We start from the raw sequence: 26,942 nt of genomic DNA, 5'->3' as shown, positions 1-26,942 counted from the left end.
CTGGCCCCTGGCCGCCGTACCCTGGCATGCGCTATGCAGCTCATCGGCGCTTGAGACTTCCCTGGGGAATCCGACGATGAACAGCTTGCACGCGTCACCACGCCGAAACACCGGTTTCACGCTGATCGAGTTGATGATCGTCGTTGCGATCATCGCGATCCTTGCAGCGATCGCGCTGCCGTCCTACCACGACTATGTCGTCCGCACGCAGGTCGACGAATGCACCGTGCTCGGCAGCGGCGCCAAGACCGCGGTCAGCGAGGCACTCGCGAACACCGGCGTATTTCCGGCCGACAACGCCGCCGCGGGACTTCCGGCCGCGAACACGATCGTCGGCAAGTACATCAACGCCGTAACGGTCAATGCCGGCGTGATCACCTGCACCTATTCGAGTGCGGCGCCGCAGCGCGCGAACTCGCTGATCGACGGACTGACCCTCGTGCTGACGCCGACGTTCACGACGACGGCCGGCAGCGTCAACTGGACCTGCTCCGGCACGGTGCCGCAGAAGTTCCTGACGACGATCTGCCGTACCGGTTCAAACTGACAAGAACCCGCGGTGCGGCGCTTGTCTTGCCCGGACGAGTTGGGCACGATGCCGCACCGCAGGCCGAACCTCACACTCATGTCGGGCAACCCCTTCGAGCCGACTCCGTCGACTGACGGAGCCGAAACGGTCGCGCTGTCGCCGCTTCCGGGCATTCATGCACGGGCGGAATCCGACACGCTGACGCAGGAGCAGATCAAGCGCACCTACGCTTGGTATGCGCCTATCTACGATCAGTTGTTCGGCGCCGTCTACGCGCACGGCCGCCGCCGCATGGCGGCCGCGCTGCGCACGCTGGCGCCGCAGCGCGTGCTCGAAGTCGGCGTCGGCACCGGCCTGACGCTGAACTGCTATCCGGCGACGAGTTCCATCGTCGGCATCGACCTGTCCGAGCCCATGCTCGCGCGCGCCCGCCGTCGGGCGACCAGGCTCGGCCTGACGGATGTCGACCTGCGCATCATGGACGGCGAATCCACGCCGTTTCCCGACGCGAGCTTCGACTGCGTCACCGTGCCCTACGTCCTGTCGGCGACGCCCGAACCCGCGCGGCTCGTGCGCGAGCTGCGCCGCGTCTGCCGGCCCGGCGGCAACATCGTGATCCTCAATCATTTCAGCGGCAGCCGCTTCTGGTGGCTGCTCGAACGCGCCGCACAGCCGCTGTCGAGCAAGGTCGGCTTCCGTTCCGATTTCCATTTCGAGGAACACGTCGCCCGGCACGACTGGAAGATCCTGTCGGTCGAATCGGCCAATCCGTTCGGTCTGTCGCGGCTGGTCGTCATCGAAAATGTCTGAGTCGGGCTGGGGTGCGCCGGCGAAACGCATCGCCGCCGAGCTCGTGTTCTTCGCGCTGATCGCAGCCGCGTTTCTCTATTTCTACATTTCCCGTTTTTCCCAGCCCTGGTCGTCGATCGCGCCGCACTTCATCGTGCTGTCGGCATTCTGGGTCGCATTCGCAACGCTGCGGCTCGTGGCGGCCCGTCTCGGCCGCGCCGCACGGCTGATCTGCGCCACGCTGCTCGCGCTCGCGCTGTTCCTGCTGCTCGCCTATTACGCCGTCGTCGCGACCGGCCTGCTGTCGTGGGGCCGCGTCACGTCCTGGCAGCTCGTCTGGACCTATTCGCGCCAGGTGACGGGCCTGCTCAGCGTGCTCGACATCTCCATCGGACTCGCGGCGACGCTGACGGCGGCCGTCGTGCTCGTCGTGCTCGGCACGCTGTGGCTGCTGCAGCCGCGCATCGACGGTGTCGCGATGGCGTCGCGACGGCTCTCGCGTCACATGTTCGGCGCACTCGTGCTCTGCGGCGCCGCCTACACGGCGATTCGCGTGATCGCGTTTGCCGACGTGTCCTATGCGACCGAAGGCGAGCCGCTGAGCCTCACGATCTTCCCGGAGCAGGCCGCGCGCAGCCTTCAGGCGCATACGACCGACGGCGCCGGCGCGCTCGACCGCATCGAGGACGAGGTCCGGCGCGCCTACAAGCCCGTGGCCGACGCCAACCGGCGCAACGTGTTCATCTTTCTGGCCGACGCGTTGCGGCCCGACCATATGGGCGTCTACGGCTATGAGCGCGACACGACGCCGCGCATCGCCGCACTGATGAAGACCGTCCGCACGCAGCAGCTCGACCGCGTCACGGCAGCCTGCGCCGAGTCGACCTGCGGCGTGCTCGCGAGCCTGTTGTCGAAATACACGCACCAGTTTTCAAACCGGCCGTTCACGCTGGCCGACGTGCTCAAGCGCAACGGCTACCGCGTCGAGATGATCCTCGGCGGCGATCACACCAATTTCTACGGCGTGCGCGAGGCCTACGGCGCGTTCGATTCGTATTTCGACGGGTCGATGGCCAAGGGCTTCTACATGAACGACGACAAGCTCGTCGTCGACCGCGTATCGAAGCTGCCGAAGTATGACGGCCAGCCGCTCATGGTCTGGTTCCATCTGATGTCCTCGCACGCGCTCGGACGTCGCCACGAGGAGAACGTCCGCTATCTGCCGGCCGAGTCGTACGCGAAGCCCGTCGGCCGCACCGGACCGCCGACGCCGGCGACGACGAACTACTACGACAACGGCGTGCTGCAGATGGACGCCATCTTCGTCGAGACGCTCGGCGTCCTGCGCGAGAAGGGCTATCTCGACAATGCGGTCGTCATCCTCGCGGCCGACCACGCGGACATGCTCGGCGAGCACCAGGAATTCATGCACGCCAAGTCGGTCTACGAGAACGTGCTGCGTATTCCGTTCCTGATGTTCTCGTTCGGCTACGAGCCCGAGCGGCCGCTGGTGCCGGTGCGGCTGGCTTCGCAGGTCGATTTTGCGCCGACGATACTCCGGGAACTCGGCATGGACGCGCCGAGCACCTGGGTCGGTTCGGCCCTGCAGGATCCCGCGCCGCGACGCTACGTGCATTTCCAGCAGGGCGCGCAGGTCGGTCTCTACGACCTCGGCGACGAGCGCCGGATCCTCAAGTTCTGGCGCGACGTGAACGCCGATCGCGACTTCACGTTCGACGTGACCAGCGACGACAGCGAAACGACCGACCTGACCCCGGGAATCCCGCCCGCCACACATTCGGCCTGGATGGTCGAACTCGCGCCGGCCGTCGGTGCGGTCATGCGCCACAAGGAATAGCTGTCCGGCCCGCCCGTGCCGGTCATTCCCCTCGCCGGCCCACCCATCCGCGACCCGCCGCGGTCGGCCGTGACGCGGTTCTCAGTGCGCCCGGACCTCATGCCGTACTTCACAAAAATGCGCTAGGGGTTTGCTGGGAACGGAATTCCCCCTGTCACCGGCTTTGCGTTATATTGCGATTTAACGCGTCAATCGACAGGTCCGCCATGGTACAGGCCAGCCCTTCAGCGCTCGTCGGCCTAACCGGCATCGCGCGACGCCTCGTCATCGACGGCACGATCACCGATGTCGCGGCACGCAAGGCGATGGAATCCGCCGCCCGCGACCGCATTCCGATCAGCACCTATCTCATCGAAAACGGTCTTGCCGACAGCCGCGCCGTTGCGCTCGCGGCGTCGTCGGAGTTCGGCGTGCCGCTGTTCGACGTACAGGCCATCGACTTCGCGCAGTTGCCGTCCAAGCTCGTCAGCGAAGAACTCATCAACAAACACAAGGCGTTGCCGCTGTTCAAACGCGGCAACCGCCTGTTCGTCGGCATTTCCGATCCGACGAATCTGCGCGCGCTCGACGAGATCAAGTTCCAGTCGAATCACACCGTCGAGCCGATCCTCGTCGACGAAAGCCAGCTGCAGAAGGTCATCGAGCAGGCGCTGCAGCAGACCGGCCAGATGGTCGATGGCCTCGACGATTCCGAGGGACTCGAAAGCCTCGATCTCGCCAACACCGACGACGACGCGGATTCGGGCAGCGGCGGTGTCGATGCGTCGGGCAGCGACGACACGCCGATCGTCAAGTTCGTCAACAAGGTGCTCGTCGACGCGATCAAGCGCGGCGCATCGGACATCCACTTCGAGCCGTTCGAGATGGAATACCGGGTGCGTCTGCGCATGGACGGCGTGCTGCGCAAAGTCGCGGCGCCGCCGTCGAAGCTCGCGCCGCGCATCTCCTCGCGCCTGAAAGTCATGTCGGGTCTCGACATCGCCGAACGCCGCGTGCCGCAGGATGGACGCATCAAGCTCAATCTTTCCAAGGGCAAGTCGATCGACTTCCGCGTAAGTACCTGCCCGACGCTGTTCGGCGAAAAGGTCGTGCTGCGCGTGCTCGACGGCTCGGCGGCCAAGCTCGGCATCGAGAAGCTCGGCTACGAGGAGGACCAGAAGAAGCTGTTCCTCGACGCGATCGAAAAACCCTACGGCATGGTGCTCGTGACCGGCCCGACCGGCTCGGGCAAGACCGTCTCGCTGTATACCGCGCTCAATATCCTCAACACCGAAGGGCGCAACATCTCGACGGTCGAAGACCCGGTCGAAATCCGCGTCGCCGGCATCAACCAGGTCCAGCAGAACCAGAAGCGCGGCATGACTTTCGCCGCAGCGCTGCGTTCGTTCCTGCGCCAGGATCCGGACGTCATCATGGTCGGCGAGATCCGCGATCTCGAAACCGCGGAGATCGCGGTCAAGGCCGCCCAGACCGGCCACATGGTGCTGTCCACGCTGCATACGAACGATGCGCCGCAGACGATCGCGCGCCTCATGAACATGGGCATCGCGCCGTACAACATCACCTCGTCGGTCACGCTCGTCATCGCGCAGCGCCTTGCCCGCCGCCTGCACGACTGCAAGAAACCGCTGGTCCTGCCGCCCGCGGCACTCGTCGCCGAGGGTTTTCGCGAGGACGAGATCAGCAATATCCAGATGTTTGATGCAGTCGGTTGTTCCGGCTGCAACGAAGGGTATAAAGGGCGAGTCGGCATCTATCAGGTCATGCCGCTGGCCGAAGATATCGTGAAGATCATCCTCGGCGGGGGGAACGCCATTCAGATCGCGGAGGCGGCGCGTGCCGCCGGCATCCGCGATCTGCGCGCGTCCGCCATGCTCAAGGTCAAGCAGGGCGTCACCAGCCTCGCCGAAATCAACCGCGTCACCAAGGATTAATCATGGCTACCGCAACGGTACCTCGCAAATCCGCCGCAGCCGCCGCAGCCCAGCGCGGACGGGCCCGCGCCGAAGTCAGCCAGCTCCAGACCTTCGTCTGGAGCGGCAAGGACAAGCGCGGCACGATGATCAAGGGCGAGTACGCGGCCAAGAACATCAGCCTCGTGAAGGCCGAACTGCGGCGCCAGGGCATCAATCCGACCGCCGTGAAGCCGAAAGGCAAGCCGCTGTTCGGCGCCGCGGGCAAGACCATCAAGGCGCGCGACATCGCGGTGTTCAGCCGTCAGATCGCCGTGATGATGCAGGCCGGCGTTCCGCTGGTGCAGGGCCTCGAAATCATCTCGGGCGGCCAGACCAACATCCGCATGAAGAACATGCTGGTGGCGATCAAGAACGACATCGAAGGCGGCTCGACGCTGCACGAGGCGCTCGCGAAATTCCCGGTGCAGTTCGACGAATTGTTCGTCAACCTCGTCAAGGCCGGCGAAGCGGCCGGTGTGCTCGACACGGTGCTCGACACGGTCGCGACGTACAAGGAAAACATCGAGTCGCTGAAGGGCAAGATCAAGAAGGCGATGTTTTATCCGGCGATCGTCATGGCGGTCGCGATCCTCGTCTCGGCGATCCTGCTGATCTTCGTGGTGCCGCAGTTCGAAAACGTGTTCAAGGGTTTCGGCGCCGACCTGCCGGCGTTCACGCAGATGATCGTGAACATGTCGCGCTTCATGGTCAGCTACTGGTGGATCGTGCTGCTCGGCGTCGCCGGATTCTTCGCCGGGCTGATCTTCATCTACAAACGATCGCCGGCCTTCGCGCACTTCTGCGCGCGAGCCGTGCTGAAGCTGCCCGTCATCGGCCAGATCCTGCATCAGTCGGCCATCGCCCGCTTCGCGCGCACGCTCGGCGTGACGTTCCGCGCCGGCGTACCGCTGGTCGAAGCGCTCGACTCCGTCGCCGGCGCGACCGGCAGCCCTGTCTACAACGCTGCCGTGAAGCGCATCCGCGAAGACGTCGCGGTCGGTCATCAGCTGCAGCTTGCGATGCGTCAGGTCGGCCTGTTCCCGAACATGGTCGTGCAGATGGTCGCGATCGGCGAAGAATCCGGCGCACTCGACAAGATGCTGTTCAAGATCGCCGAGTTCTACGAGGAGGAAGTCAACAACGCGGTCGACGCACTGTCGAGCCTGCTCGAACCGTTCATCATGGTCATCATCGGCGTGCTCGTCGGCGGCATGGTCGTCGGCATGTACCTGCCGATCTTCAAGCTCGCCGCCGTCGTCGGCTGATCGGCAACGATGATCGAAGTCCTCAGCGAAGGCTGGCCGCTGTATCTCGCGGCCGGCCTGTTCGGTCTCGTCGTCGGCAGTTTCCTCAACGTCGTCATCCTGCGCCTGCCGGAACGGCTGATGCACGATTGGCGCGCGCAGAGTCGCGAGATGCTCGGCATCGAGCCTGCGGCTGCTGACGCCCCCGCACCGCCGGACATCGTGTTCAAGCGCTCGCACTGCCCGCAGTGCAAGCACCAGCTGTCGGTGCTCGACAACATCCCGCTCGCGAGCTGGCTCGTGCTGCGCGGCCGCTGCCGCTACTGCAAGGCACCGATCTCGATCCAGTATCCGCTGGTCGAGGCGCTCAGCGCGGCGGCGACGCTCGTCGTCGTCGCGAAGTTCGGCCCGACCTGGGCTGGCGCTGCGGGCCTCGCGCTGAGCTATCTGCTGATCGCGCTGGCCGGCATCGACTTCCGCACGCAGCTGCTTCCCGACAACCTCACGCTGCCGTTGCTCTGGCTCGGTCTGCTGCTGTCGCTGCAGCCGGTGTTCGTGGCGCCGGCCGACGCAATCGTCGGTGCCGCGATCGGTTACCTGAGCCTCTGGTCGATCTACTGGCTGTTCAAGCTGCTGACCGGCAAGGAAGGCATGGGCTATGGCGACTTCAAGCTGCTCGGCGCGCTCGGCGCATGGATGGGGCCGAAGAGCCTGCTGCCGATCGTGCTGCTGTCGTCCGTCGTCGGCGCGATCCTGGGCAGCATCATCCTCGCGACGCGCGGCAAGGACAGCTCGACGCCGATCCCGTTCGGCCCGTTCATCGCGGTCGCCGGCTGGATCCAGTTCATCTGGGGCGAACAGCTGCTGCAGCTCTACACGCAGGTGCTGTTCGTGCGATGAATGCGGCGGAGGTTGCCGCGCGATTTGTCGTCGCGGTCAGCGGCGGCATCGCGTCCGGCAAGACCGCCGTCACGCAGGCCTTCGCGCGGCGCGGCATTGCCTGCTATGACGCCGACGTCGCCGCACGCGAGGCCGTTTTGCCGGGCCGGCCGGCGCTCGCCGAGATCGCCGCGGCCTTCGGCTCGCAAGTCCTCCAGTCCGACGGATCGCTCGATCGTGCCGCGATGCGCCGCCTCGTATTCGGCGACGACGCCGCGCGCCGGCGTCTCGAAGCCATCGTCCATCCGCGCGTGCGCGAGCGGCTGCGCGAGCAGGTCGCCGCCGACCGGAATGCGTACTGCCTGCTTGCCATTCCGCTGCTGGCCGAAACCTGGCCGGCCTATGCCTGGGTCGATCGCGTACTCGTCGTCGACGTGGCGCCCGAGATCCAGCTCGCGCGCCTGCAGCAGCGCGACGCGATCGAGCGCGATTTCGCCCTGAAAATGATCGCCGCGCAGGCGACACGCGAGCAGCGTCTGTCGATCGCGAGCGACGTGATCGACAACTCGGGAACGCTGGATCAGCTCGACGCCGCGGTTGCGACGCTGCACGACAGGTACCTCGGGCTCGCCGCAGCGCGGCAGTGAGGCGTTACCAGAATGCCGAAATACCGGCGATGCCCTGCGCGCCAGCGGCCAGCGCCGCATCGAGATCGTCGCGTACCAGCCCGCCGAGCGCGTAGACCGGCACGGCCGCCTCGTCGCAGAGCGCCGCAAACTCGCTCCAGCCCAGCGGAATCTGCTGCGGATGACTCGCGGTCTGCGCGACGCTGCCGAGAACGACGAAGTCCGCGCCGAGCGCCTGCGCCCTGCGCAGGTCGGCGGGGCCGTGACAGGAGGCGGCGAACCAGCGCTTCGCGCCGACCGGACGCGCATCGAGTGCCGCGAGTTGCGCCGCGGTCACGTGCACGCCGTCGAGATCGAATTCGTCGACGAGATCGCTACGCGAGTTGATCAGCAGCTGGCCGCCGGCCGCGCGCACGCGGCTCAGGCAGGCCGGCGCGAGGCGACGCAACGCCGCGTCGTCGCTGGCTTTCGCGCGCAACTGCACGAGACGGACGCCGCGCGCGAGCGCCGCGTCGAGACGCGCAAGGAACGCGTCTTCGTCGGCATCGGGCTGCGGCGTGATCAGATAGTGCCGCGGCAGCACGAGCGCGTGGATGACCGGGTGGTCGGCTTCGGGCATCTCGCTCGGATCGAGCGCCGAGGCCGGAACCCACTTCAGCGGCTGGCCCTCGCAGGAATGCGGGACGCCGTCGAACGCGCGGACGCGATAGACATCGAGCACGATGCGCTTGGCGGCATAACGCCACGGAATGCGGATCAGCGGCTCGGCCGAAGCGACGCGGACGCCGATCTCTTCGTGGATCTCGCGCCGCAGCGCCTGCAGCGGCGTTTCGCCGGGCTCCACCTTGCCGCCCGGAAATTCCCAGTAGCCCGCCAGATGCTTGCCGTCGGGCCGCTGCGCGAGCAGCACGCGGCCGTCGGCGTCGACGAGCGCGGCCGCGACGACGTGCACGGCCGGCAAATCGCTCGCCGCGGCGGACGCCGGTTCCGCGGAAACGGCGTTCACGCATTCACTCCACGAAGCCTATGCACTCAGGCGAGACGCCCGTGGCACTGCTTGTACTTCTTGCCCGACCCGCAGGGGCACGGATCGTTGCGGCCGACCTTCGGGCCTTCGGCGAACTGCGCGACGGCCGGTGCCGACGCGGCGGCCGTCGCCGCGAGTACTTCGCCCTCGCTCGCAAAGCCGCTGGCTTCCGCGTGCGCGAAATTCAGCGGTGCCTGTTGCTGCTGGCGACGCTGCTGCTCTTCCATCTGCTGCACTTCGTCCTCGCTGCGGATGCGCACGCGCGCCAGCAGCGTCGTCGTCTCGAGCTTGATGCGCTCGAGCATCGACTGGAACAGCTCGAACGATTCGCGCTTGAACTCCTGCTTCGGTTGCTTCTGCGCATAGGAGCGCAGATAGATGCCCTGACGCAGGTAGTCCATGCTGGCCAGGTGTTCCTTCCAGCAGTTGTCGAGCGTGTTCAGCATCACGTGACGCTCGAGCGCGCGCATGACTTCCGAACCGAGCAGCGCCTCGCGTTCGCGGAAATAGCGATCGACCGCGGCGAGCACGTGTTCGAGCACGTCTTCGGAATCGGCTTCGGTCTGCGTCTCGAGCCAGCGCTTCAGATCGACCTCGATGCCGAAATCGTCGGTCAGCTTCTTCTGCAGCGCAGGCACGTCCCACTGCTCGTCGATCGAATGCTGCGGCACGTGGCTGCGCACGAGATCAGTGAACACGTCGGTGCGGATGGCGCTTGCGGTATCGGCGAAATCGTCCTGTTCGAGCAGCTCGTTGCGCTGCTCGTAGATCACCTTGCGCTGGTCGTTCGCGACGTCGTCGAACTCGAGCAGGTTCTTGCGGATGTCGAAGTTGTGCTGCTCGACCTTGCGCTGCACCTTTTCGATCTGGCGGCTGACCATGCGGTCTTCGAGCGCGTCGTCTTCCTTCATGCCGAAGATCTGCATCCACTTCGTCACCCAGTCGGGCGAGAAGATGCGCATGAGGTTGTCTTCGAGCGACAGGTAGAAGCGGCTCGAACCGGGGTCGCCCTGACGGCCGGAGCGGCCGCGCAGCTGATTGTCGATGCGGCGCGATTCGTGGCGCTCGGTGCCGATGATGTGCAGGCCGCCGGCGGCGACGACTTCCTGGTGACGCTTCTTCCAGTCGCTGCGGATGCGCGCGCGCTCGGCGTCGGTCGCGTCTTCCGGCAGCAGCGCGAGCTCGGCTTCGAGGCTGCCGCCGAGCACGATGTCCGTACCGCGGCCGGCCATGTTCGTCGCGATCGTCACGGCGCCGGGGCGCCCGGCCTGCGCGACGATGTGCGCTTCGCGCTCATGCTGCTTGGCGTTGAGCACCTCGTGCGCGACGCCCTGTTTCTGCAGCATGTTCGACAGGAACTCCGAGGCGTCGATCGACGCGGTGCCGACGAGCACCGGCTGCTTGCGCTTCTGGCAGTCGCGGATGTCCTCGACGATCGCGTCCCATTTCGGCTTGTGCTTGAGGAAGACGAGGTCGGGCGAGTCCTTGCGGATCATCGGCCGGTGCGTCGGGATCACGATGACTTCGAGGCCGTAGACCTGCTGGAACTCGTAGGCTTCCGTGTCGGCCGTACCGGTCATGCCGGCCAGCTTTTTATACATGCGGAAGTAGTTCTGGAACGTGATCGTCGCGAGCGTCTGGTTCTCGCGCTGGATCGGCACGCCTTCCTTCGCCTCGACCGCCTGATGCAGGCCGTCGGACCAGCGCCGGCCCGCGAGCGTGCGGCCGGTGAATTCGTCGACGATGATGACCTCGCCGTCGCGCACGATGTAGTCGACGTCGCGCTGGTACAGCGCGTTGGCGCGCAGCGCCGCATTCAGATGGTGCACGACGACCAGATGCTTGGCGTCGTAGAGGCCCTCGTCATTGGCGATCACGCCTTCGCGGCGCAGCAACTGCTCGGCGTGCTCCATGCCCTCTTCGGACAGGTGCACCTGCTTCTGCTTTTCGTCGACCCAGTAGTCGCCGACCGTGGAATCTTCCTTTTCCTGGCGCGTCAGCTTCGGAACGATGCGGTTGATCTTGACGTAGAGCTGCGGCGATTCCTCGGACGGTCCGGAGATGATCAGCGGCGTGCGCGCCTCGTCGATCAGGATCGAGTCGACTTCGTCGACGATCGCGTAGTGCAGGCCGCGCTGGTACCGCTGTTCCTTCGACAGTGCCATGTTGTCGCGCAGATAGTCGAAGCCGAACTCGTTGTTGGTGCCGTAAGTGATGTCGGCGTTGTAGGCCGCGGACTTGTCGCTGTGGTTCATGCCCGGCCAGACCACGCCGACGGTCAGACCCAGGAAGTTGTAGAGCTTGCCCATCGTCGCCGCGTCGCGCTTGGCGAGGTAGTCGTTCACCGTGACGACGTGAACGCCCTTGCCTTCGAGCGCATTGAGGTAGACCGACAGCGTGCCGACGAGCGTCTTGCCTTCACCCGTGCGCATTTCGGCGATGCGTCCCATGTTCAGCACCATGCCGCCGATCATCTGCACGTCGTAGTGGCGCAGGCCGAGCACGCGGACCGAGGCTTCGCGCACCGTGGCGAACGCGTCGGGCAGGATCTGCTCGAGCGTCTCGCCGTCCTTCAGGCGCTGCTTGAACTGATCGGTGCGAGCGCGCAACTCCGCGTCGGACAGTGCCTGCATGGCCGGCTCGAGCGCGGCGATCTGCGCCACGGCCTTGTTGAGCTGGCGCAGCACGCGATCGTTGCGGCTGCCGAAAAGGCTCGTCATCAGACGGTTGAACATGGAATCGATCGCTCAGCAGGAAAGGGAAAACGCAGGAAGCCCGCGCAGCGCGCAGGCACAAGCGGACCGCCGATGATAAGCCGGCGGCCGCGTCGGGAAAAGAATGGTGGGTTGCAGGCCCCTGGATTCAAGAGCCGCGGAACGGTAGAGCCCGCTGTCAGGCCTTGCGCTGGCTACGTACGTACGCGATGGGATTGACGGCCTTGCCGTTGAGCCAGACTTCGAAATGCACGTGCGACCCGGTCGAACGGCCGGTCGAACCGACCTTGGCGATGACTTCGCCGACGCGGACGCGCTGGCCGACCGTGGCCAGGTTCTGGGAATTATGTGCATAGCGGGTCATGTAGCCGTTGCCGTGATCGACTTCGACCACGTTGCCGTAACCGGGACGAGTGCCGGACCAGGTCACGACGCCTTCGGCGACCGAGTGGATGTCCGCACCGACATTGGCATCGAAGTCGATGCCCGAGTGAAACGCGCTGGCGCCGTTGAACGGATCGGGACGGCCGCCGAAATACGAGGAGATGTAGCCGGAATTGACCGGCATGCCGCTCGGCAGCAGGTCGGAATCGATCTTGCGGTCGAGCAGCAGATTTTCGAGCACTTCGAGCTGGGCCTGCTGGCGCACGAAGCGGCCGTGCAGTTCCTCGATCGAGTCGGTCAGCTGGGGCGCCGCCGCATGCACGACCGGCGACATAGGCTCTTCGGGGCCGCCGACCGAGGGGGCCTCGGAGAAGCGGAACTCGCCGTCGTCGAGCTTGCCGGCGCGGGTCAGCCGCTCGCCGAGCGCATTGAGACGCGTCGCATGCGCCTGCAGCGCACCGAGCTTCACGGCGAGCGCGTCGAGATCGCGCTGCGTGCTCTGCTTGATCTGTTCGAGCTCGCGCAGCCGCGCGTCGCTCTGTTCGCGCAGTTCCCGCACTTCGGCGAGCGTCCGCGTCTTCGGACCGGCGATGCTGTAGGCCACGCTCACGCCGAGCAGCGCGCAGGCCAGGGCGGCACAACCGAGTATCGCGCCGCATTTGATGCGGGTGCGCCAGCAGCCGAGGTCGATGGTCTGCGGCACCGCGTGCGGCTTTGCGACGATAATGATGTTCATGCCGGATTCGTTTTCTGCCTGGGTTTCCGCGATGCAAACAAAAACCCCATCGTCCGCGGCCACGTCGCGTCGCTCGTCGTCCGGCCCCAAACCGGTCGGCGAGACCTCCCCCGTCGCGTCCCTGATCAAGCGGGCGCGAGCGCTGGAAGCACTGGATCTTCGTTTACGCCTGACGCTACCTCCCGCGATCCGCCCACATTGCTGTCTGGCGGACGCGCGACAGGGTCGCGTTATTTTTCTGGCGAACTCCTCGACCTGGGCAGCGAAGCTGAGACTTCACCAGACCCCGATCCTGGCCGAAGCGCAAAAAGCGCTGGGCCAGCCCTTCAAGTCGTTCACCGTCAAAGTGGCACCCTTGCCGTCCGTTCCCCCGGAGCCTGCAAGGCGGAAGCCGCTTTCACACACCGCCGCCGAGCACTTGAGCAAGGCCGCAGTCACACTGGCAGACCCCGAACTCAGGGCCTTGTTTCTGAAGATGGCGTCCCTCGCCGAAACCACTGATTCCAAGAAAGACGCGGATACCTGACCGCGCCGCACTGCGGCTGGCTGAAAGCCGCAGTGGTGTTGCCTTCCTACATCGCCTGGGCAGGGTGGGCGTAGGAAATCGGTGCCGTTGCCGGGTCGTCGAAGCAGACCTCTTCCCACGCGCTGGTATCAGCCAGCAGCGTGCGCAGCAGCAGATTGTTCAACTGATGGCCCGACTTGTGCCCGAAGAACGCGCCGATGAGGCTGTGTCCGAGCAGGTACAAGTCGCCGATCGCGTCGAGGATCTTGTGTTTGACGAATTCGTCCTCGTAGCGCAAGCCGTCTTCGTTGAGGACGCGATAGTCGTCGAGGACGATCGCGTTGTCCATGGACCCGCCCAGGACCAGATTCCGCTCGCGCAGCATTTCGATGTCGCGCATGAAGCCGAAGGTACGGGCACGGGAGACTTCCTTGACGAACGAGGTCGTCGAGAAGTCGATTTCCGCGCGGGAGGTCTGCGCGGTGAAGATCGGGTGGTTGAAGTCGATCGAGAAACCGACCTTGAAGCCGTCGAACGGCTCGAAACGCGCCCATTTGTCGCCTTCCTTGACGACGAGCGGCTTCTTGATGCGAATGAAGCGCTTGGCCTTGGGCTGTTCTTCGATGCCCGCGGACTGCAGCAGGAATACGAACGGGCCAGCGCTGCCGTCCATGATCGGCACTTCCGAGGCCGACAGGTCGACGTAGGCGTTGTCGATACCGAGACCCGCCATGGCCGACAGCAGATGTTCGACTGTCGATACGCGGATCGTTCCCTTGATCAGGGTGCTGGAAAGGCTGGTGTCGCCGACGTTTTCCGCGCGGGCGTGGATTTCCACCGGCGGATTCAGATCCACGCGACGGAACACGATGCCCGTGTCGACCGCCGCCGGACGCAGGGTCATGTAGACCTTTTCGCCGGTGTGGATGCCGACGCCTGTCGCCCGAATAACGTTCTTGAGCGTGCGTTGTTTAATCATTCTTTTTTTGTCCCCTGGGGCAGGAGCCAACAAAACGGCCTGGATGCTAGCACAGGGCTTTATGACAGAAAAGCAAAACGACGCGCCTGACCCACACCCTGTTGCGTAGATACAACATTAGCCGATGGATCGGGCGAAAAAAGGGCGGTATGCCGTCGGCATACCGCCCTCTGGAGGACGTAGCATGACGGATGACGGCGCCTGTCGTCACCTGTCCTTGACGCTTTTTTGCGCAAAACCCTCACGCGACCGGCACGGCAACGCCGCAGCACGAAGCTGCGGAGCGTTGCGATCCGGGCGGCGCGGCCTTGCGGCCGCGACCGTCAGTCGGCCTGCCGCCGCAGGAACGCGGGAATGTCGAGATAGTCCATCGCGGGCTCGGCAGCGACCGCCGTTTCGGCGACGCTGACCTGGCGCGCAGCAGGACCGGCGACGCGTACCGCGGGCTGTGCGTAATCGACGACCTCGTTGCCCGTGCCCGTGCGCAGCACGAGACGCGGACGCGGTTCCTCGCGACGCGACATCACCGGCTGGCGCACGGCCGCGCGATTGAGGCCGGTCGCCACGACGGTCACGCGGACTTCGTCCTGCAGTTCGGTGTCGAGTGCCGTGCCGATGACCACGGTCGCATCCTCGCTCGCGAAGCCGTGGATGACCTGACCGATCTCGTCGAATTCGCGCATGGTCAGGTTCGGACCTGCGGTCACGTTGACGAGGATGCCGCAGGCACCGGCGAGGTTGACGTCCTCGAGCAGCGGGTTGTTGATCGCCGCTTCCGCCGCAGCGACCGCGCGGTCGTCGCCCTTGGCCGAGCCCGTGCCCATCATCGCCATGCCCATTTCCGACATGACGGTACGCACGTCGGCGAAGTCGACGTTGATGAGACCCGGACGCGTGATCAGGTCGGCGATGCCCTGCACGGCGCCGAGCAGCACGTCGTTGGCCTGCTTGAACGCACTGAGCAGCGTCACGTCGCGGCCGAGCACGGTCAGGAGCTTCTCGTTCGGCACGGTGATCAGCGAGTCGACGTGCTGACTCAGATCCTCGATGCCCTTGAGCGCGACCTGCATGCGGCGGCGGCCCTCGAACGGAAACGGCTTGGTCACGACCGCGACCGTCAGGATGCCGAGTTCCTTGGCGAGCTGCGCGACGACGGGCGCGGCGCCCGTGCCGGTGCCGCCGCCCATGCCGGCGGTGATGAACACCATGTCGGCGCCCTGCAGCATCTCGACGATGCGTTCGCGATCCTCGAGCGCGGCCTGACGGCCGACCTCGGGATTCGCGCCGGCACCGAGACCCTTGGTCACGTTGCTGCCGAGCTGCAGGCTGAATTTCGCGCCTGAGTTCTTGATCGCCTGCGCGTCGGTGTTGGCGCAGACGAAGTCCACGCCCTCGACGTGCTGCTGGACCATGTGAGCGACCGCGTTGCCGCCGCCGCCGCCGACGCCGATGACCTTGATGACCGCATTCGGCGCGATCTTTTCCACGAATTCGAACATAGCTCCCATCCTCCGGTTTTATGACTTGCTGTTGTGTGCCGCGCGCGTCCGCATGACCCGCCGGCCGGACGGAGAACAGGCGCGTTCTCCGGTCGCGCGGCTTTCGCCGCGCTCCCGCGGCGTCCTGCCGCGGGTCCCGCACACCGCAGACGCGGCGTTTGTGAATTTCGCTAGAAATTCCCCTTGAACCAGTGCATGACCTTGTCCCAGAGCCCGCCGACGCGCGCGACGCCGGCGCCCGCCGGGCGCCGCACGGCTTCGCGTCCCGCGCCGTAGAGCAGCAGGCCCACGCCGCTGGCATGGATCTGGTTGGACACGACATCCGACAGGCCGCTGACGTGCTGCGGCACGCCGAGCCGCACCGGCATGTGGAACAGTTCTTCCGCGAGCTCGACGACGCCTTCCATCTTGGCGCCGCCGCCGGTCAGCACGATGCCGGCGCGCGTGAGTTCCTCGAGCCCCGAGCGGCGCAGTTCCGCCTGCACCATCTCGAAGATTTCCTCGTAGCGCGGCTGCACCGCCTCGGCCAGCGTCTGGCGCGCGAGGCGGCGCGGCGGACGGTCGCCGACGCTCGGCACCTGAATCGTTTCTTCCGCGGTCGCGAGCTGCGCGAGCGCGCAGGCGTAGCGGATCTTGATTTCCTCGGCATTCGCGGTAGGCGTGCGCACGAACTGCGCGATGTCGTTGGTGACCTGATCGCCGCCGATCGGCAGCGCCGCGGTGTGGCGGATCGCGCCCTGCGTGTAGATCGCCAGATCGGTCGTGCCGGCGCCGATGTCGACGAGGCAGACGCCGAGCTCGCGCTCGTCCTGGGTCAGCACGGCGCGCGCCGAGGCCACGGCCGACGGCACGAGCTCGTCGACCGACAGCCCGCAGCGCTGGATGCACTTCATGATGTTCTGCGCCGCGCTCGCCGCGCCGGTCACGAGATGCACGTTGGCCTCGAGCCGCACGCCGGACATGCCGACCGGGTGGCGGATGCCTTCCTGCCCGTCGATCAGATATTCCTGGGGCTCCTTGTAGAGCACCCAGCGGTCGCCCGGAATCGCAAGCGCGCTCGCCGCGTTGAGCACGGCGTCGAGATCGGCCTGGGTCACTTCCTTGTCGCGGATCGGCGCGGTGCCGTGCGAATTGTCGTCCTTGATATGGCTGCCCGAGATCGACGCATAGACCGAACGGATTTCGCAGCCGGCCATGAGTTCGGCTTCCTCGATCGCGCGCTGGATCGACTGCACGGTCGATTCGATGTCGACGACGACGCCGCGCTTGAGGCCGCGCGACGCGTGCGAGCCGACGCCGATGATCTCGACCGGATCGCCGGGCTGGAATTCGCCGACGATGGCGACGGTCTTCGAGGTGCCGATGTCGAGGCCGACGATCAGCGATTTTTCGGTCTTGCGGTTCATGCGTCTTCCACCGGCGCAGGGACGGGGTTGGCGGACGGAGGCGGCGCGGTCGCCGGCTCGGCGTCCGCGCCGGGCCACTTCATCGCGAAGCCGTTGCTGTAGCGGAGATCGACGTACTCGAACGCGCCGCGGCCGCTCGCGGCCACGCGTGGATACATCTGGATGAAGCGGCGCAGGCGCTCGTGCGCATGCTCGTTGCCGACGATGATGCTGGCGCCGCTGTCGAGGTGTACGGTCCAGCTGCCGCGTGCGCTCAGCGTGACGCCGGTCACCTGCAGGCCGCTGCCGCCGGATTCGGCGAGCACGTCGTTGTGGAACGCGATCACGTCGGCGATGCGCTCGTCCGGACCGGTCAGCCGCGGCAGACCCTGGATTTCCGACGCGCCCGGCACCTGGAACAGATGGCCGTCGCGATTGATCAGCATGTCGCTGCCCCAGTGCGCATAGGGCCGCTGCTCGTAGACGCGCAGCACGAGCGTGTCGGGCCAGCGCTTGCGCGCTTCCACTTTTTCGACCCAGGGCAGCTGCGCGACGCTCTTCTGCACGCCGGCCAGATCGACTGCGAAGAAACCCACGCCGATCGCGGGCGCCGCGGCCGTGCGGATCTGCTCAGCGCTGACGTTGGCGAACTCCGCCTGCAGCTCGAGCTGGCGCACGGGCCAGCGATCGGCCGCGTACCAGCCGTTGAGCAGGCCGACCACGGGCAGCGCGACGAGCGTCAGCGCAATGGCCCAGGCCAGCAGGCGTTGGATCGCCGTCGCGCTCATCAGGCGGCGTCTCCGAAGCTCGTTTCGAGGATGCGCCAGCACAGCTCGGGGAAGTCGATGCCGACCGCGCGCGCGGCCTTCGGCACGAGCGAGTGGCTGGTCATGCCCGGCGTGGTGTTCACTTCCAGCAGCCAGTTGCCGCCGTCGCGGTCGCGCATGACGTCGACGCGGCCCCAACCCGCCGCGCCGGCCGCGACGAACGCGCGCAGCGCGAGCGCGCGGATCCCGTCTTCGGCCGCGCCGTCCAGCCCGGGGCACAGATACTGCGTGTCCTCGGCGACGTACTTCGCGTGGTAGTCGTAGAACTCGCCCTTGGGCACGATGTGGATCGACGGCAGCGCCTCGCCGTGCAGGATGCCGACGGTGAACTCGTCGCCGACGACGAGCTGCTCGATCACGAGTTCGCCGTCGTAGCGCGACGCGAGTTCGAGCGCCGCCGGAAGATCGGCTTGCCCGTAGACGCGCGTGATGCCGACGCTGGAACCTTCGTGCGACGGTTTCACGATCACGGGATAGCCGAGTTCGGCGATGACCGCGGCGATGTCCTCGCCCTTGCGGTACGCGCGGAAGCGCGGCGTCGGCAGGCCCTTCGCGATCCAGACTTCCTTCGTGCGCACCTTGTCCATGGTCAGCGCCGAGCCGAGCACGCCCGAGCCGGTGAACGGCACGCCGAGCGCCTGCAGCGCGCCCTGCAGCATGCCGTCTTCGCCGCCGCGGCCGTGCAGGATGTTGAACACGCGCGCGAAGTGGCCGGCGCGCAGCGCGTCGAGCAGCGCCGGAATGCCGTCGACCGCGTGTGCGTCGACGCCGCGCGCGCGCAGCGCGTCGAGCACGTTGCGGCCCGAATCGAGCGACACCTCGCGTTCGGCGGAATTGCCGCCGAGCGCCACGGCCACGCGTCCGAACAATTGGGGATCGGTAATACGCATCAACTTGCCCTTGTCCTCAATTCGCCCAATGCGGCGAGTTCGCTCGCCGCGGCGCCGATGTCGCCGGCGCCCATGAGCAGCAGCAGGTCGCGATCGCGCAGCAGCGCAGGCAGCGCTTCCTTGAGATCGCGCGGATGATCGATCAGCACCGGATCGGCCTTGCCGCGCGCACGCACGGCGCGCGCGAGCGCGCGCGCGTCGGCGTTGGCGATCGGCGCCTCGCCGGCCGGGTAGACCTCGGTCAGCACGAGCACGTCGACCTCGCTGAGCACACGCGCGAAGTCGTCGAGCAGATCGCGCGTGCGCGAGTAGCGATGCGGCTGGAACGCGACGACGAGGCGGCGGTCCGGCCAGCCGCCGCGCGCTGCGGCGAATACCGCGGCGAGTTCGCTCGGGTGGTGGCCGTAGTCGTCGACGAGCGTCGCACGGCCGTCGTCGAGCACCAGTTCGCCGCGCGCCTGGAAGCGGCGGCCGACGCCCTGGAACTGCGCGAGCGCGCGCTGGATCGCCTCGGCCTCGACGCCGAGCTGCCACGCCACGGCCGATGCGGCCAGCGCGTTGAGCACGTTGTGCCGGCCCGGCAGGTTCAGGGTGACCGGCACGCGCGCATCGAATCCGGGCAGCACGAGATCGAACAGCATCTGCGCGCGCCGCTGGCGCACGTTCTCCGCACGCACGTCCGCCTCGGCGCTCGCGATGCCGTAGGTCAGCGTGCTGCGCGCGGTCTGCTTCGCGAGTTCGGCGACTTCCGCATCGTCGATGCACAGCACCGCCAGGCCGTAGAACGGCAGGCGATGCAGGAAGTCGGCAAATGCTTTCTTGACCTTGCCGAAGTCGCCTTCGTAGTTCTCCAGATGGTCGGCGTCGATGTTCGTGACGATCGCGACCATCGGCGAGAGCAGCAGGAACGAGCCGTCGGACTCGTCGGCTTCGGCGACGAGATATTCCCCGGTGCCCAGGCGCGCGTTCGCGCCCGCCGCGGTCAGCTGGCCGCCGATCACGAAGGTCGGATCGAGACCGGCCTCGGCGAGTACGCTCGCGACGAGGCTGGTCGTCGTGGTCTTGCCGTGAGTGCCGGCCACCGCGATGCCGCGGCGAAAGCGCATCAGTTCGCCGAGCATCTCCGCGCGCGGCACGACCGGAATGCGGCGTTCGCGCGCGGCGACGAGTTCGGGATTGTCCGGCCTGATCGCGCTCGACACGACGATCGCATCGGCGGTTTCCACATGTTCGGCCGCGTGTCCGCGGTCGACGCGGATGCCGAGGCCGGCGAGGCGGCGCGTCGTCGCCGAGTCGGCCTTGTCCGAACCCGACACGTCGTAGCCGAGGTTGTGCAGCACTTCGGCGATGCCGCTCATGCCGACGCCGCCGATGCCGACGAAATGCACGCGGCGCAGCGCATGGGTGATGTCGTCGTGCGGTGCGAGGCGGCGCGGCGTCATGCGGCCACTTCCAGGCACTGCGTGGCGATATCGGCTGCGGCCCGGGGCTTGGCGAGACCGCGCGCGGCGTGTGCCATCGCGAGCAGGCTCGCACGGTCGGCGAACAGGCGGCCGAGCTCGGTGCAGAGGCGTTCCGGCGTGGCCTCGTCCTCGGCGATGCGCACCGCCGCGCGCGCGTCGACGAACGCGTCGGCGTTGCGCGTCTGATGGTCGTCGACCGCATGCGGATACGGCACCAGTACGGCACCGACGCCGGCCGCGGCGATCTCCGCGAGGGTCAGCGCGCCGGCGCGGCAGACGATGAGATCGGCCCAGCCGTAGGCGGCCGCCATGTCGTCGATGAACGGTTCGACGTGTGCGTCGACGCCGGCCGACGCATAGGCCGCGCGGGTCACGTCGGCATGCTTCGCGCCGCTCTGGTGACGTACCTGCGGGCGCAGCTCTTTGGTCAGCCGCGCGAGCGCTTCGGGCACGCGGTGATTCAATGCCTGCGCGCCAAGACTGCCGCCGAGCACGAGCAGCCGCGGCGCGCCGTCGCGCGCGGCGAAGCGTTCCGCCGGCGGCGCGAGCGCACCGATCGCAGCACGCACCGGATTGCCGACCCAGATCGGGCGCTGCGCCGCGCCGAACGCGTCGGCGAAGCCTGCGAGCACGCGCCGCGCGACGCGCGCGAGCGCGCGGTTCGTCGCGCCGGGCACGCGGTTCTGTTCGTGCACGAGCAGCGGAGTACCCGCGAGCCATGCGGCGATGCCGCCGGGGCCGGCGGCGAAGCCGCCCATCGACAGCACGCTGCGCGGCCTCACGCGACGCAGCACGCGACGCGCCGCGAGCACGGCGCGCGCGATGCGCAGCGGGGCGCGCAGCTTCGTCGACAGTCCCTTGCCGCGCACGCCGCCGATGTCGAGCGTCTCGATCGCGATGCCGGCTTTCGGCACGAGCTCGGTTTCGAGGCCGCCGGCGGCGCCCATCCAGAGCACCGGCACGCCGCGCGCGCGCAGTTCGTCGGCCACGGCGATGCCCGGGAAGATGTGGCCGCCGGTGCCGCCGGCCATGATGAGCACGGGTGCGAGGTTCGGCGCGTTCATGCCCAGACTCCGGCCTGCACGCGCGCCTGCGTGGTTTCGGCGCTCTGCGCCTCTTCGCGCGACAGCTCGTAGCTCACGCGCAGCAGCACGCCGATCATCGCGCAGGTCATCATTACCGACGAGCCGCCCGAGCTGATCAGCGGCAGCGTGAGTCCCTTGGTCGGCAGAACGCCGAGGTTCACGCCGATGGAAACGAGCGCCTGCAGCGCGATGCACAGCGAAATGCCGAACGCGACGTAGCCCTGGAAGTACAGTCCGCGCTGCACCGCGCGCGCGCCGATCAGCAGGCCGCGGCCGCAGAACCACGCGAACAGTGCGAGCACGAGCACGATGCCGAACAAGCCGAGTTCCTCGCCGATCACGGCGAGAATGAAATCGGTGTGCGCTTCGGGCAGATAGAACAGCTTCTGCACCGAGCCGCCGAGGCCGACACCGAACCACTCGCCGCGGCCGACCGCGATCAGCGCCTGCGCGAGCTGGTAGCCGTCGCCGAACGGATCGAGGAACGGATCGCGGAACGAGGTCAGGCGCTTGATGCGGTATTCCGCGTACATCGCGGCCCAGGCCATGACCGGCATCATCGGCAGACCGAGGAACACGAGGTTGCGCAGCCTCGCTCCGCCCAGCCAGATCAGGCCGACCGTCGTCGCGGCCACGAGCGCGGCCGAACCGAAATCGGGCTGCGCGAGCAGCAGCACGACGCCGACGCCGGCGACCGCGATCGGCTTGATCACGCCGAAGAAATTGCGCTGCACCGACTCGCGGTGGCGCACGAGATAGCTTGACAGGTACAGGATCAGGATCAGCTTGAACGCCTCGACCGGCTGGAAGCCCGAAATGCCGAGATGGATCCAGCGCAGCGCGCCATTGATGCGCATGCCGAGGCCCGGCACGAACACCGACAGCAGCAGCGCGAAGCCGGCGAGCAGCACGACGCCGCTGTAGCGCTCGGCGGTCTCGAGTTCGATCCGCATCGCCGCGATCGCGAGGCCGAGTCCGAGCATCAGAAAGACCAGATGGCGCGTGACGAAGTAGAACGGCCCGATGTGCTGGCTGTCGGCGACCGGGATCGAACTGGACGCGACCATGACCAGACCCAGGCCGGCCAGGCCCAGCGCGGCCAGCAGCAGCCCGCGGTCGTAGCGACCGGGCAGTTCGCTGCGGCGGGTGGCCTGCGCGTCGCTCATCAACGCACCTTCAGGGTCGCGAGACCGATCAGCACGAGCACGACGCTGATGATCCAGAAGCGCACGATCACGCGCGGCTCGGGCCAGCCCTTGAGCTCGAAGTGGTGATGGATCGGCGCCATGCGGAACAGGCGCCTGCCGGTCAGCTTGAAGCTCGCGACCTGGAGCATCACCGACGCGGTTTCCATGACGAACACGCCGCCCATGATCAGCAGCGCGACTTCCTGGCGCACGATGACCGCGATCAGGCCGAGCGCCGCGCCGATCGCGAGCGCGCCGATGTCGCCCATGAAGACCTGCGCCGGGTACGTGTTGAACCAGAGGAATCCGAGTCCGGCTCCGGCGAGCGCGCCGCAATAGATCGTGAGTTCGCCCGCGCCCGGCACGGCCGGAATCTGCAGGTAGTTGGAAAACACCGCATTGCCGCCGAGATACGCGAACACGCCGAGCGCGCAGGCCACGAGCACGCTCGGCATGATCGCGAGGCCGTCGAGGCCGTCGGTGAGATTCACCGCATTGGAAAAGCCCACGACCATCAGATAGCCGAGCAGCACGAAGAAGAACGCGCCGAGCGGCAGCGCGACCTGCTTGAACAGCGGCAGGTACAGCGCGGTCGCCGCCGGCACGTCGGCCGTGTAGTACAGGAACAGTGCGGCGCCGAGCCCGCCGACCGACTGCCAGAAATACTTCCAGCGCGCGGCAAGGCCGCGGCTGTCCTTGAGCACGAGCTTCTTGTAGTCGTCGTAGAAGCCGATCGCGCCGAACACGACGGTGACCGCGAGCACGAGCCAGACGTAGCGGTTGCCGAGATCGGCCCAGAGCACGGTCGAGATGCCGATCGACGCAAGAATCAGCGCGCCTCCCATGGTCGGCGTGCCGGCCTTCGACAGATGCGTCTGCGGGCCGTCCTGGCGAATGACCTGTCCGGCCTTCAGCGCGGCGAGACGACGGATCATGCCGGGGCCGACGAGCAGCGACACCGCGAGCGCCGTCAACGTCGCCATGATCGCCCGGAACGTCAGGTACTGGACGACATGGAAAGCGCTGATGTAAGGCGTCAGCCAGCGGGCCAGTTCAAGCAGCATGCGCGTCCCCCTTTGCGCCGAGCAGCGCAGCGACGACGCGATCCATCGCCGACGACCGCGAGCCCTTGACCAGACAGCAGACGCCGGCACGCAGGTCGGCGCGCAGGCGTTCGATGAGTTCGCGCTGATCGGCGAAGTGCTGCGCACCCTCGCCGAACGCGTCCGCGGCGGCGCGGCTGAGATCGCCCGTCGCATACAGCCGGCGCACGCCGGCGGCGCGCGCGTGCGCGCCGATGCGCGCATGCAGGTCGACCGCCTCGTCGCCGAGTTCCTTCATGTCGCCGAGCACGAGCCAGGACTCGCCCGGCTGCAGCACCAGCGTGTCGACAGCCGCGGCCGCGGAACCCGGATTCGCGTTGTAGCTGTCGTCGATCAGCGTCCAGCCCGCGCCGGTGTCGTGACGCACGAGACGCCCGGCCACCGCCGAGGCCTCTTCGAGGCCGCGCCGGATCGTCGCGAGCGGCACGTCGAGCGCATGCGCAATGGCCGCAGCCGCGAGTGCATTCGAGACGTTGTGGCGCCCGGCCAACGGCAGCGCGACGTCGGCATCGCCCTGCGGCGTGTGCAGGCGGAAGCGCGACGTGAGACCGAGGTCGAGCGCGTCGGCCCAGATGTCGAATGCAGCAGAAAAGCCGAAGCACAGCGTGCGCCGTGCCCCGGCCAGCCCTGTAAACAATGCGGCAAAGGCATCTTCGCCGTTGACGATCGCGACGCCGTCGTCGGGCAGCGCTTCGTACAGCGCGCCCTTGGTCTCGGCGACGCCCTCGAGCGAGCGCAGACGTTCGAGATGCGCCGGCGCGATGTTGTTGACGAGGGCAATCTCCGGCCGCGCGATCGCGGCGAGATAGGCGATGTCGCCCGGCTTGCCGGCACCCATCTCGAGCACGGCGAACGCGGTTTCCGGCGGCAGCGCGAGCAGGGTCAGCGGCAGGCCGATCTCGTTGTTGTAGTTGCCCTGGGTCCAGTGCGTGACGCCGTGCAGCGCAAGGATCGACGCGGTCAGCGTCTTGACCGTGGTCTTGCCGTTGGAGCCGGTGATGCCGATCACGCGCGCATCGCTGCGCGCACGCACCGCGGCGGCGAGATCGCCGAGCGCGCGTTCCGTGTCGGCGACGACGATCTGCGCGAGCGGCACGTCGACCTTGCGCGCGACGAGTGCCGCGGCCGCACCGGCCGCGCGCGCCGCATCGAGGAAATCGTGCGCATCGACGCGTTCGCCCTTGAGTGCGACGAACAGATCGCCCGCGCGCAGCGCGCGCGTGTCGGTGGCGACGCCATGCACGTCGGCGTCGGCGCCGCTCAGGCGTCCGCGCGTCCAGACGGCGATTTCGGCGAGGCGCAGATTCAGCACGCGCACCTCGCGACAAAAAAAGCGGGCGGCGCGGACGACCGGTCCTCGCGGACCGGGAGCGTCCGCGCCGACGCCGCCGGGGCAAACGTGCGAAAGGCGCCGCGAGTCGCGGCGCCGCTGCGGGTTGCGGGGCGAAGGATCGGCGTCATTCCGGTACGCCTTCCTCGTCGTTCGTGGCACCCGGTTCGTACTCGGGCGCGGCATCGCCGGCCTGCACCGGCGCCCAGTTGCCGGCGCCGTCGGCGTACCACTTCTCCACATTGTCGGGCGGCACGTCGAGCAGGCGCAGCGCGCCGTCCATGACGCGGCTGAACGCCGGCGCGGCGACCATGCCGCCGGTATAGGCGCCCTTCGGATCGTGGATCACCACGACGCCGACGAGACGCGGACTGCTCGCCGGCGCGAGCCCTGCAAACGTGGAAATGTAGCGGCTGTCGTAGCCGCCGGCGACGGCGCGGCGCGACGTGCCGGTCTTGCCGGCGACGCGATAGTTGCGCACGGCCGCGCGCAGGCCGGTGCCGCGCGGCGTGATGACGGTTTCGAGCATGGTCACGATGGTCTGGGCGAGCGCGGGGTCGAGCACTGCGCGCTCGGGGTTCTGCGCGCCTTTGACGAACGTCGGCGCGCGCAGGCGACCGCCGTCGGCGAGCACCGCATAGGCCTGCGCGAGCTGCAGCGGCGTCACGTTGAGGCCGTAGCCGTAGGACAGCGTGGCTTTCTCCACGACGCCCCAGCCCTTGGCCGGCGGCAGCACGCCGGGCGCTTCGCCCGGAAAGCCGCTGCCGGTGCTTTCGCCGAAGCCGACGCGCTTGAACATGTCGTAGAGATGTTCGTTCGACAGCGACAGCGCGATCTTCGCCGCACCGACGTTGCTCGAGCGCGTCAGCACGCCGGTCACGTCGAGCAGTCCCTTGTTGCTGGTGTCGCGGATGATGTGGCCGGCGAGCGGCATCGTGCCCGGCGTCGTGTCGATCGGCGTGTTCGGCTTCCACTTGCCGCTTTCGAGCGCCGCGGCGATCGTGAACGCCTTCATCGTCGAGCCGGGCTCGACGACGTCGGTCAGCGCGCGGTTGCGACGGATCGAGGTGTCGCCGTTGTTGACGGCGTTCGGATTGAACGAGGGCTGGTTCACCGTCGCGAGGATTTCGCCGTTGCGCGCATCGAGCACGACGATCGATCCCGACGTCGCGCCATGTTCGAGCAGCGTGCGCTTGAGCTCGCGATAGGCCAGCGACTGGATGCGGCGATCGATCGACAGCGTCAGGTCGCGGCCCGGCTGCGGTTCGCGCAGCAGTTCGACGTCCTCGACGACATGGCCGAGCCGGTCGCGGATCACGCGCTTCGCGCCGGGCTTGCCGGCCAGCCATTCGTCGAACGCGAGCTCGAGCCCTTCCTGGCCGCGATCGTCGATGTTCGTGAAACCGAGCACGTGCGCCATCACCTCGCCGCTCGGGTAATAGCGGCGGAATTCGCGCTGCGCGCTGACGCCGGGGATCTTGCGGTCGAGGATCAGCCTGGCGTCATCGGGATTCAGATGACGCTTGAGATAGAGAAATTCCTTGTCGGCGCGCTGATCGAGCTTCTGCCGCAGCACGGCCTCGTCGATGCTCAACGCCTCGGCGAGTTCCGGAATGCGGCCGGCATGCTGCAGCAGTTCCTGCGGATTCGCCCAGATCGACTCGACCGGCGTGGAGACGGCCAGCGGTTCGCCGTTGCGGTCGAGCACGGTGCCGCGCGACACCGCGATCGGGACGTCGCGCAGGTAACGCGCGTCGCCCTGTTCCTGATAGAAGTCCTTGCGCAGCACCTGCAGGTCGACCGCACGCACGACGAGGCCGGTGCCGGCCAGCGTCAGCAACATCAGCACGGCCGAAAGACGCGCCTTCAGATTCACCGGCGGACGCGCACGCGTGGCCGCGCGCAACACCGCGGCAGCGCTGCTGCGCGGAGCGGCTTCGGCGAATTC

At 67.3% G+C, this 26,942-nt stretch carries 22 protein-coding genes; 8 read left to right on the top strand and 14 right to left on the bottom strand.

Annotated features, from left to right (window positions below; all coding sequences use genetic code 11):
* Positions 1-76: 76 nt before the first annotated feature.
* The 7 genes from VLF18_RS06285 to coaE all read left to right on the top strand — a co-directional run bounded on the left by VLF18_RS06285 (position 77) and on the right by coaE (position 7,901).
* Positions 77-547 carry a pilin gene (locus tag VLF18_RS06285; RefSeq protein WP_325278760.1) on the top strand — a complete coding sequence of 157 codons (471 nt, stop codon included), beginning with the start codon at positions 77-79 and terminating at the stop codon, positions 545-547.
* Positions 548-625: 78 nt separating this feature from the next.
* Positions 626-1,339, top strand: a complete 714-nt coding sequence (locus VLF18_RS06280) for a class I SAM-dependent methyltransferase (protein ID WP_325278759.1) — start codon at positions 626-628, stop codon at positions 1,337-1,339.
* On the top strand, positions 1,332-3,176 hold the full coding sequence (locus tag VLF18_RS06275) for a sulfatase-like hydrolase/transferase (protein WP_325278758.1): 1,845 nt from the start codon (positions 1,332-1,334) through the stop codon (positions 3,174-3,176). Before VLF18_RS06280 ends, VLF18_RS06275 begins: the two co-directional genes overlap by 8 nt.
* A gap of 206 nt (positions 3,177-3,382) precedes the next feature.
* Positions 3,383-5,110, top strand: a complete 1,728-nt coding sequence (gene pilB / locus VLF18_RS06270; protein WP_325278757.1) for a type IV-A pilus assembly ATPase PilB — start codon at positions 3,383-3,385, stop codon at positions 5,108-5,110.
* A 2-nt stretch (positions 5,111-5,112) separates the two neighbouring features.
* On the top strand, positions 5,113-6,396 hold the full coding sequence (locus tag VLF18_RS06265; protein ID WP_325278756.1) for a type II secretion system F family protein: 1,284 nt from the start codon (positions 5,113-5,115) through the stop codon (positions 6,394-6,396).
* A 9-nt stretch (positions 6,397-6,405) separates the two neighbouring features.
* Positions 6,406-7,275, top strand: a complete 870-nt coding sequence (locus VLF18_RS06260; protein WP_325278755.1) for an A24 family peptidase — start codon at positions 6,406-6,408, stop codon at positions 7,273-7,275.
* A complete protein-coding gene (coaE, locus tag VLF18_RS06255; protein ID WP_325278754.1) occupies positions 7,272-7,901 on the top strand; it encodes a dephospho-CoA kinase in 630 nt (209 codons plus the stop codon). The genes VLF18_RS06260 and coaE overlap by 4 nt, the downstream gene beginning before the upstream one ends.
* Before the next feature lie 4 nt (positions 7,902-7,905).
* Here the strand turns inward: coaE and VLF18_RS06250 are convergent, their stop codons facing one another.
* The 3 genes from VLF18_RS06250 to VLF18_RS06240 all read right to left on the bottom strand — a co-directional run bounded on the left by VLF18_RS06250 (position 7,906) and on the right by VLF18_RS06240 (position 12,741).
* Positions 7,906-8,886, bottom strand: a complete 981-nt coding sequence (locus tag VLF18_RS06250; protein WP_325278753.1) for a Nudix family hydrolase — start codon at positions 8,884-8,886, stop codon at positions 7,906-7,908.
* 26 nt (positions 8,887-8,912) lie between these two features.
* A complete protein-coding gene (secA, locus tag VLF18_RS06245) occupies positions 8,913-11,642 on the bottom strand; it encodes a preprotein translocase subunit SecA (protein ID WP_325278752.1) in 2,730 nt (909 codons plus the stop codon).
* A gap of 157 nt (positions 11,643-11,799) precedes the next feature.
* Positions 11,800-12,741, bottom strand: coding sequence for a M23 family metallopeptidase (locus VLF18_RS06240; RefSeq protein WP_325278751.1), 942 nt, complete (start codon positions 12,739-12,741; stop codon positions 11,800-11,802).
* On the opposite strand from VLF18_RS06240, the gene VLF18_RS06235 reads away from it, so the two are divergent.
* On the top strand, positions 12,731-13,267 hold the full coding sequence (locus tag VLF18_RS06235) for a DciA family protein (protein ID WP_325278750.1): 537 nt from the start codon (positions 12,731-12,733) through the stop codon (positions 13,265-13,267). The genes VLF18_RS06240 and VLF18_RS06235 overlap by 11 nt on opposite strands.
* 46 nt (positions 13,268-13,313) lie before the next feature.
* On the opposite strand, the gene lpxC is transcribed toward VLF18_RS06235, so the two are convergent.
* The 11 genes from lpxC to VLF18_RS06180 all read right to left on the bottom strand — a co-directional run bounded on the left by lpxC (position 13,314) and on the right by VLF18_RS06180 (position 26,837).
* Positions 13,314-14,225 (bottom strand): UDP-3-O-acyl-N-acetylglucosamine deacetylase, encoded by a 912-nt coding sequence (gene lpxC / locus VLF18_RS06230; protein ID WP_325278764.1) that lies wholly within the window; start codon positions 14,223-14,225, stop codon positions 13,314-13,316.
* A gap of 323 nt (positions 14,226-14,548) precedes the next feature.
* Entirely contained in the window at positions 14,549-15,724 is a 1,176-nt protein-coding gene (gene ftsZ, locus VLF18_RS06225) for a cell division protein FtsZ (RefSeq protein WP_325278749.1), read from the bottom strand.
* 170 nt (positions 15,725-15,894) lie between these two features.
* Positions 15,895-17,130: a cell division protein FtsA gene (gene ftsA, locus VLF18_RS06220; protein ID WP_325278748.1), complete on the bottom strand. Its 1,236-nt coding sequence runs from the start codon at positions 17,128-17,130 to the stop codon at positions 15,895-15,897.
* The gene (locus tag VLF18_RS06215) at positions 17,127-17,897 is read right to left on the bottom strand and encodes a cell division protein FtsQ/DivIB (RefSeq protein ID WP_325278747.1); all 771 of its coding nucleotides are present in this window, start codon (positions 17,895-17,897) and stop codon (positions 17,127-17,129) included. Before VLF18_RS06215 ends, ftsA begins: the two co-directional genes overlap by 4 nt.
* A complete protein-coding gene (locus VLF18_RS06210; RefSeq protein ID WP_325278746.1) occupies positions 17,897-18,826 on the bottom strand; it encodes a D-alanine--D-alanine ligase in 930 nt (309 codons plus the stop codon). The genes VLF18_RS06215 and VLF18_RS06210 overlap by 1 nt, the downstream gene beginning before the upstream one ends.
* Positions 18,826-20,268 carry a UDP-N-acetylmuramate--L-alanine ligase gene (murC, locus tag VLF18_RS06205; protein ID WP_325278745.1) on the bottom strand — a complete coding sequence of 481 codons (1,443 nt, stop codon included), beginning with the start codon at positions 20,266-20,268 and terminating at the stop codon, positions 18,826-18,828. The genes VLF18_RS06210 and murC overlap by 1 nt, the downstream gene beginning before the upstream one ends.
* On the bottom strand, positions 20,265-21,353 hold the full coding sequence (gene murG / locus VLF18_RS06200) for an undecaprenyldiphospho-muramoylpentapeptide beta-N-acetylglucosaminyltransferase (RefSeq protein ID WP_325278744.1): 1,089 nt from the start codon (positions 21,351-21,353) through the stop codon (positions 20,265-20,267). Before murG ends, murC begins: the two co-directional genes overlap by 4 nt.
* A complete protein-coding gene (ftsW, locus tag VLF18_RS06195) occupies positions 21,350-22,540 on the bottom strand; it encodes a putative lipid II flippase FtsW (protein ID WP_325278743.1) in 1,191 nt (396 codons plus the stop codon). Before ftsW ends, murG begins: the two co-directional genes overlap by 4 nt.
* Positions 22,540-23,625 (bottom strand): phospho-N-acetylmuramoyl-pentapeptide-transferase, encoded by a 1,086-nt coding sequence (gene mraY / locus VLF18_RS06190; protein WP_325278742.1) that lies wholly within the window; start codon positions 23,623-23,625, stop codon positions 22,540-22,542. The genes ftsW and mraY overlap by 1 nt, the downstream gene beginning before the upstream one ends.
* Positions 23,615-24,976 carry a UDP-N-acetylmuramoyl-tripeptide--D-alanyl-D-alanine ligase gene (locus VLF18_RS06185; protein WP_414717189.1) on the bottom strand — a complete coding sequence of 454 codons (1,362 nt, stop codon included), beginning with the start codon at positions 24,974-24,976 and terminating at the stop codon, positions 23,615-23,617. Before VLF18_RS06185 ends, mraY begins: the two co-directional genes overlap by 11 nt.
* Positions 24,977-25,121: 145 nt before the next feature.
* The gene (locus VLF18_RS06180; RefSeq protein WP_325278762.1) at positions 25,122-26,837 is read right to left on the bottom strand and encodes a penicillin-binding protein 2; all 1,716 of its coding nucleotides are present in this window, start codon (positions 26,835-26,837) and stop codon (positions 25,122-25,124) included.
* Positions 26,838-26,942: the final 105 nt, after the last annotated feature.

This window comes from Tahibacter sp. (genome assembly GCF_035481375.1).
GTDB lineage: Bacteria > Pseudomonadota > Gammaproteobacteria > Xanthomonadales > Rhodanobacteraceae > Tahibacter.
The sequence above is the reverse complement of the archived record's forward strand: the minus strand, read 5'-3'. Positions and strand labels throughout refer to the sequence as shown.

What these genes read in the sequence shown, in the direction of transcription:
- ftsW (WP_325278743.1), bottom strand. Translation starts at nt 22,540, where the DNA reads ATGAGCGACGCGCAGGCCACCCGCCGCAGCGAACTGCCCGGTCGCTAC.
- VLF18_RS06215 (WP_325278747.1), bottom strand. Translation starts at nt 17,897, where the DNA reads ATGAGCGCGACGGCGATCCAACGCCTGCTGGCCTGGGCCATTGCGCTG.
- ftsA (WP_325278748.1), bottom strand. Translation starts at nt 17,130, where the DNA reads ATGAACCGCAAGACCGAAAAATCGCTGATCGTCGGCCTCGACATCGGC.
- VLF18_RS06235 (WP_325278750.1), top strand. Translation starts at nt 12,731, where the DNA reads ATGATGTTCATGCCGGATTCGTTTTCTGCCTGGGTTTCCGCGATGCAA.
- VLF18_RS06180 (WP_325278762.1), bottom strand. Translation starts at nt 26,837, where the DNA reads ATGTTGCTGACGCTGGCCGGCACCGGCCTCGTCGTGCGTGCGGTCGAC.
- ftsZ (WP_325278749.1), bottom strand. Translation starts at nt 15,724, where the DNA reads ATGTTCGAATTCGTGGAAAAGATCGCGCCGAATGCGGTCATCAAGGTC.
- VLF18_RS06240 (WP_325278751.1), bottom strand. Translation starts at nt 12,741, where the DNA reads ATGAACATCATTATCGTCGCAAAGCCGCACGCGGTGCCGCAGACCATC.
- mraY (WP_325278742.1), bottom strand. Translation starts at nt 23,625, where the DNA reads ATGCTGCTTGAACTGGCCCGCTGGCTGACGCCTTACATCAGCGCTTTC.
- VLF18_RS06280 (WP_325278759.1), top strand. Translation starts at nt 626, where the DNA reads ATGTCGGGCAACCCCTTCGAGCCGACTCCGTCGACTGACGGAGCCGAA.
- VLF18_RS06265 (WP_325278756.1), top strand. Translation starts at nt 5,113, where the DNA reads ATGGCTACCGCAACGGTACCTCGCAAATCCGCCGCAGCCGCCGCAGCC.
- VLF18_RS06275 (WP_325278758.1), top strand. Translation starts at nt 1,332, where the DNA reads ATGTCTGAGTCGGGCTGGGGTGCGCCGGCGAAACGCATCGCCGCCGAG.
- VLF18_RS06210 (WP_325278746.1), bottom strand. Translation starts at nt 18,826, where the DNA reads ATGCGTATTACCGATCCCCAATTGTTCGGACGCGTGGCCGTGGCGCTC.
- VLF18_RS06285 (WP_325278760.1), top strand. Translation starts at nt 77, where the DNA reads ATGAACAGCTTGCACGCGTCACCACGCCGAAACACCGGTTTCACGCTG.
- coaE (WP_325278754.1), top strand. Translation starts at nt 7,272, where the DNA reads ATGAATGCGGCGGAGGTTGCCGCGCGATTTGTCGTCGCGGTCAGCGGC.
- pilB (WP_325278757.1), top strand. Translation starts at nt 3,383, where the DNA reads ATGGTACAGGCCAGCCCTTCAGCGCTCGTCGGCCTAACCGGCATCGCG.
- murG (WP_325278744.1), bottom strand. Translation starts at nt 21,353, where the DNA reads ATGAACGCGCCGAACCTCGCACCCGTGCTCATCATGGCCGGCGGCACC.
- VLF18_RS06260 (WP_325278755.1), top strand. Translation starts at nt 6,406, where the DNA reads ATGATCGAAGTCCTCAGCGAAGGCTGGCCGCTGTATCTCGCGGCCGGC.
- secA (WP_325278752.1), bottom strand. Translation starts at nt 11,642, where the DNA reads ATGTTCAACCGTCTGATGACGAGCCTTTTCGGCAGCCGCAACGATCGC.
- lpxC (WP_325278764.1), bottom strand. Translation starts at nt 14,225, where the DNA reads ATGATTAAACAACGCACGCTCAAGAACGTTATTCGGGCGACAGGCGTC.
- murC (WP_325278745.1), bottom strand. Translation starts at nt 20,268, where the DNA reads ATGACGCCGCGCCGCCTCGCACCGCACGACGACATCACCCATGCGCTG.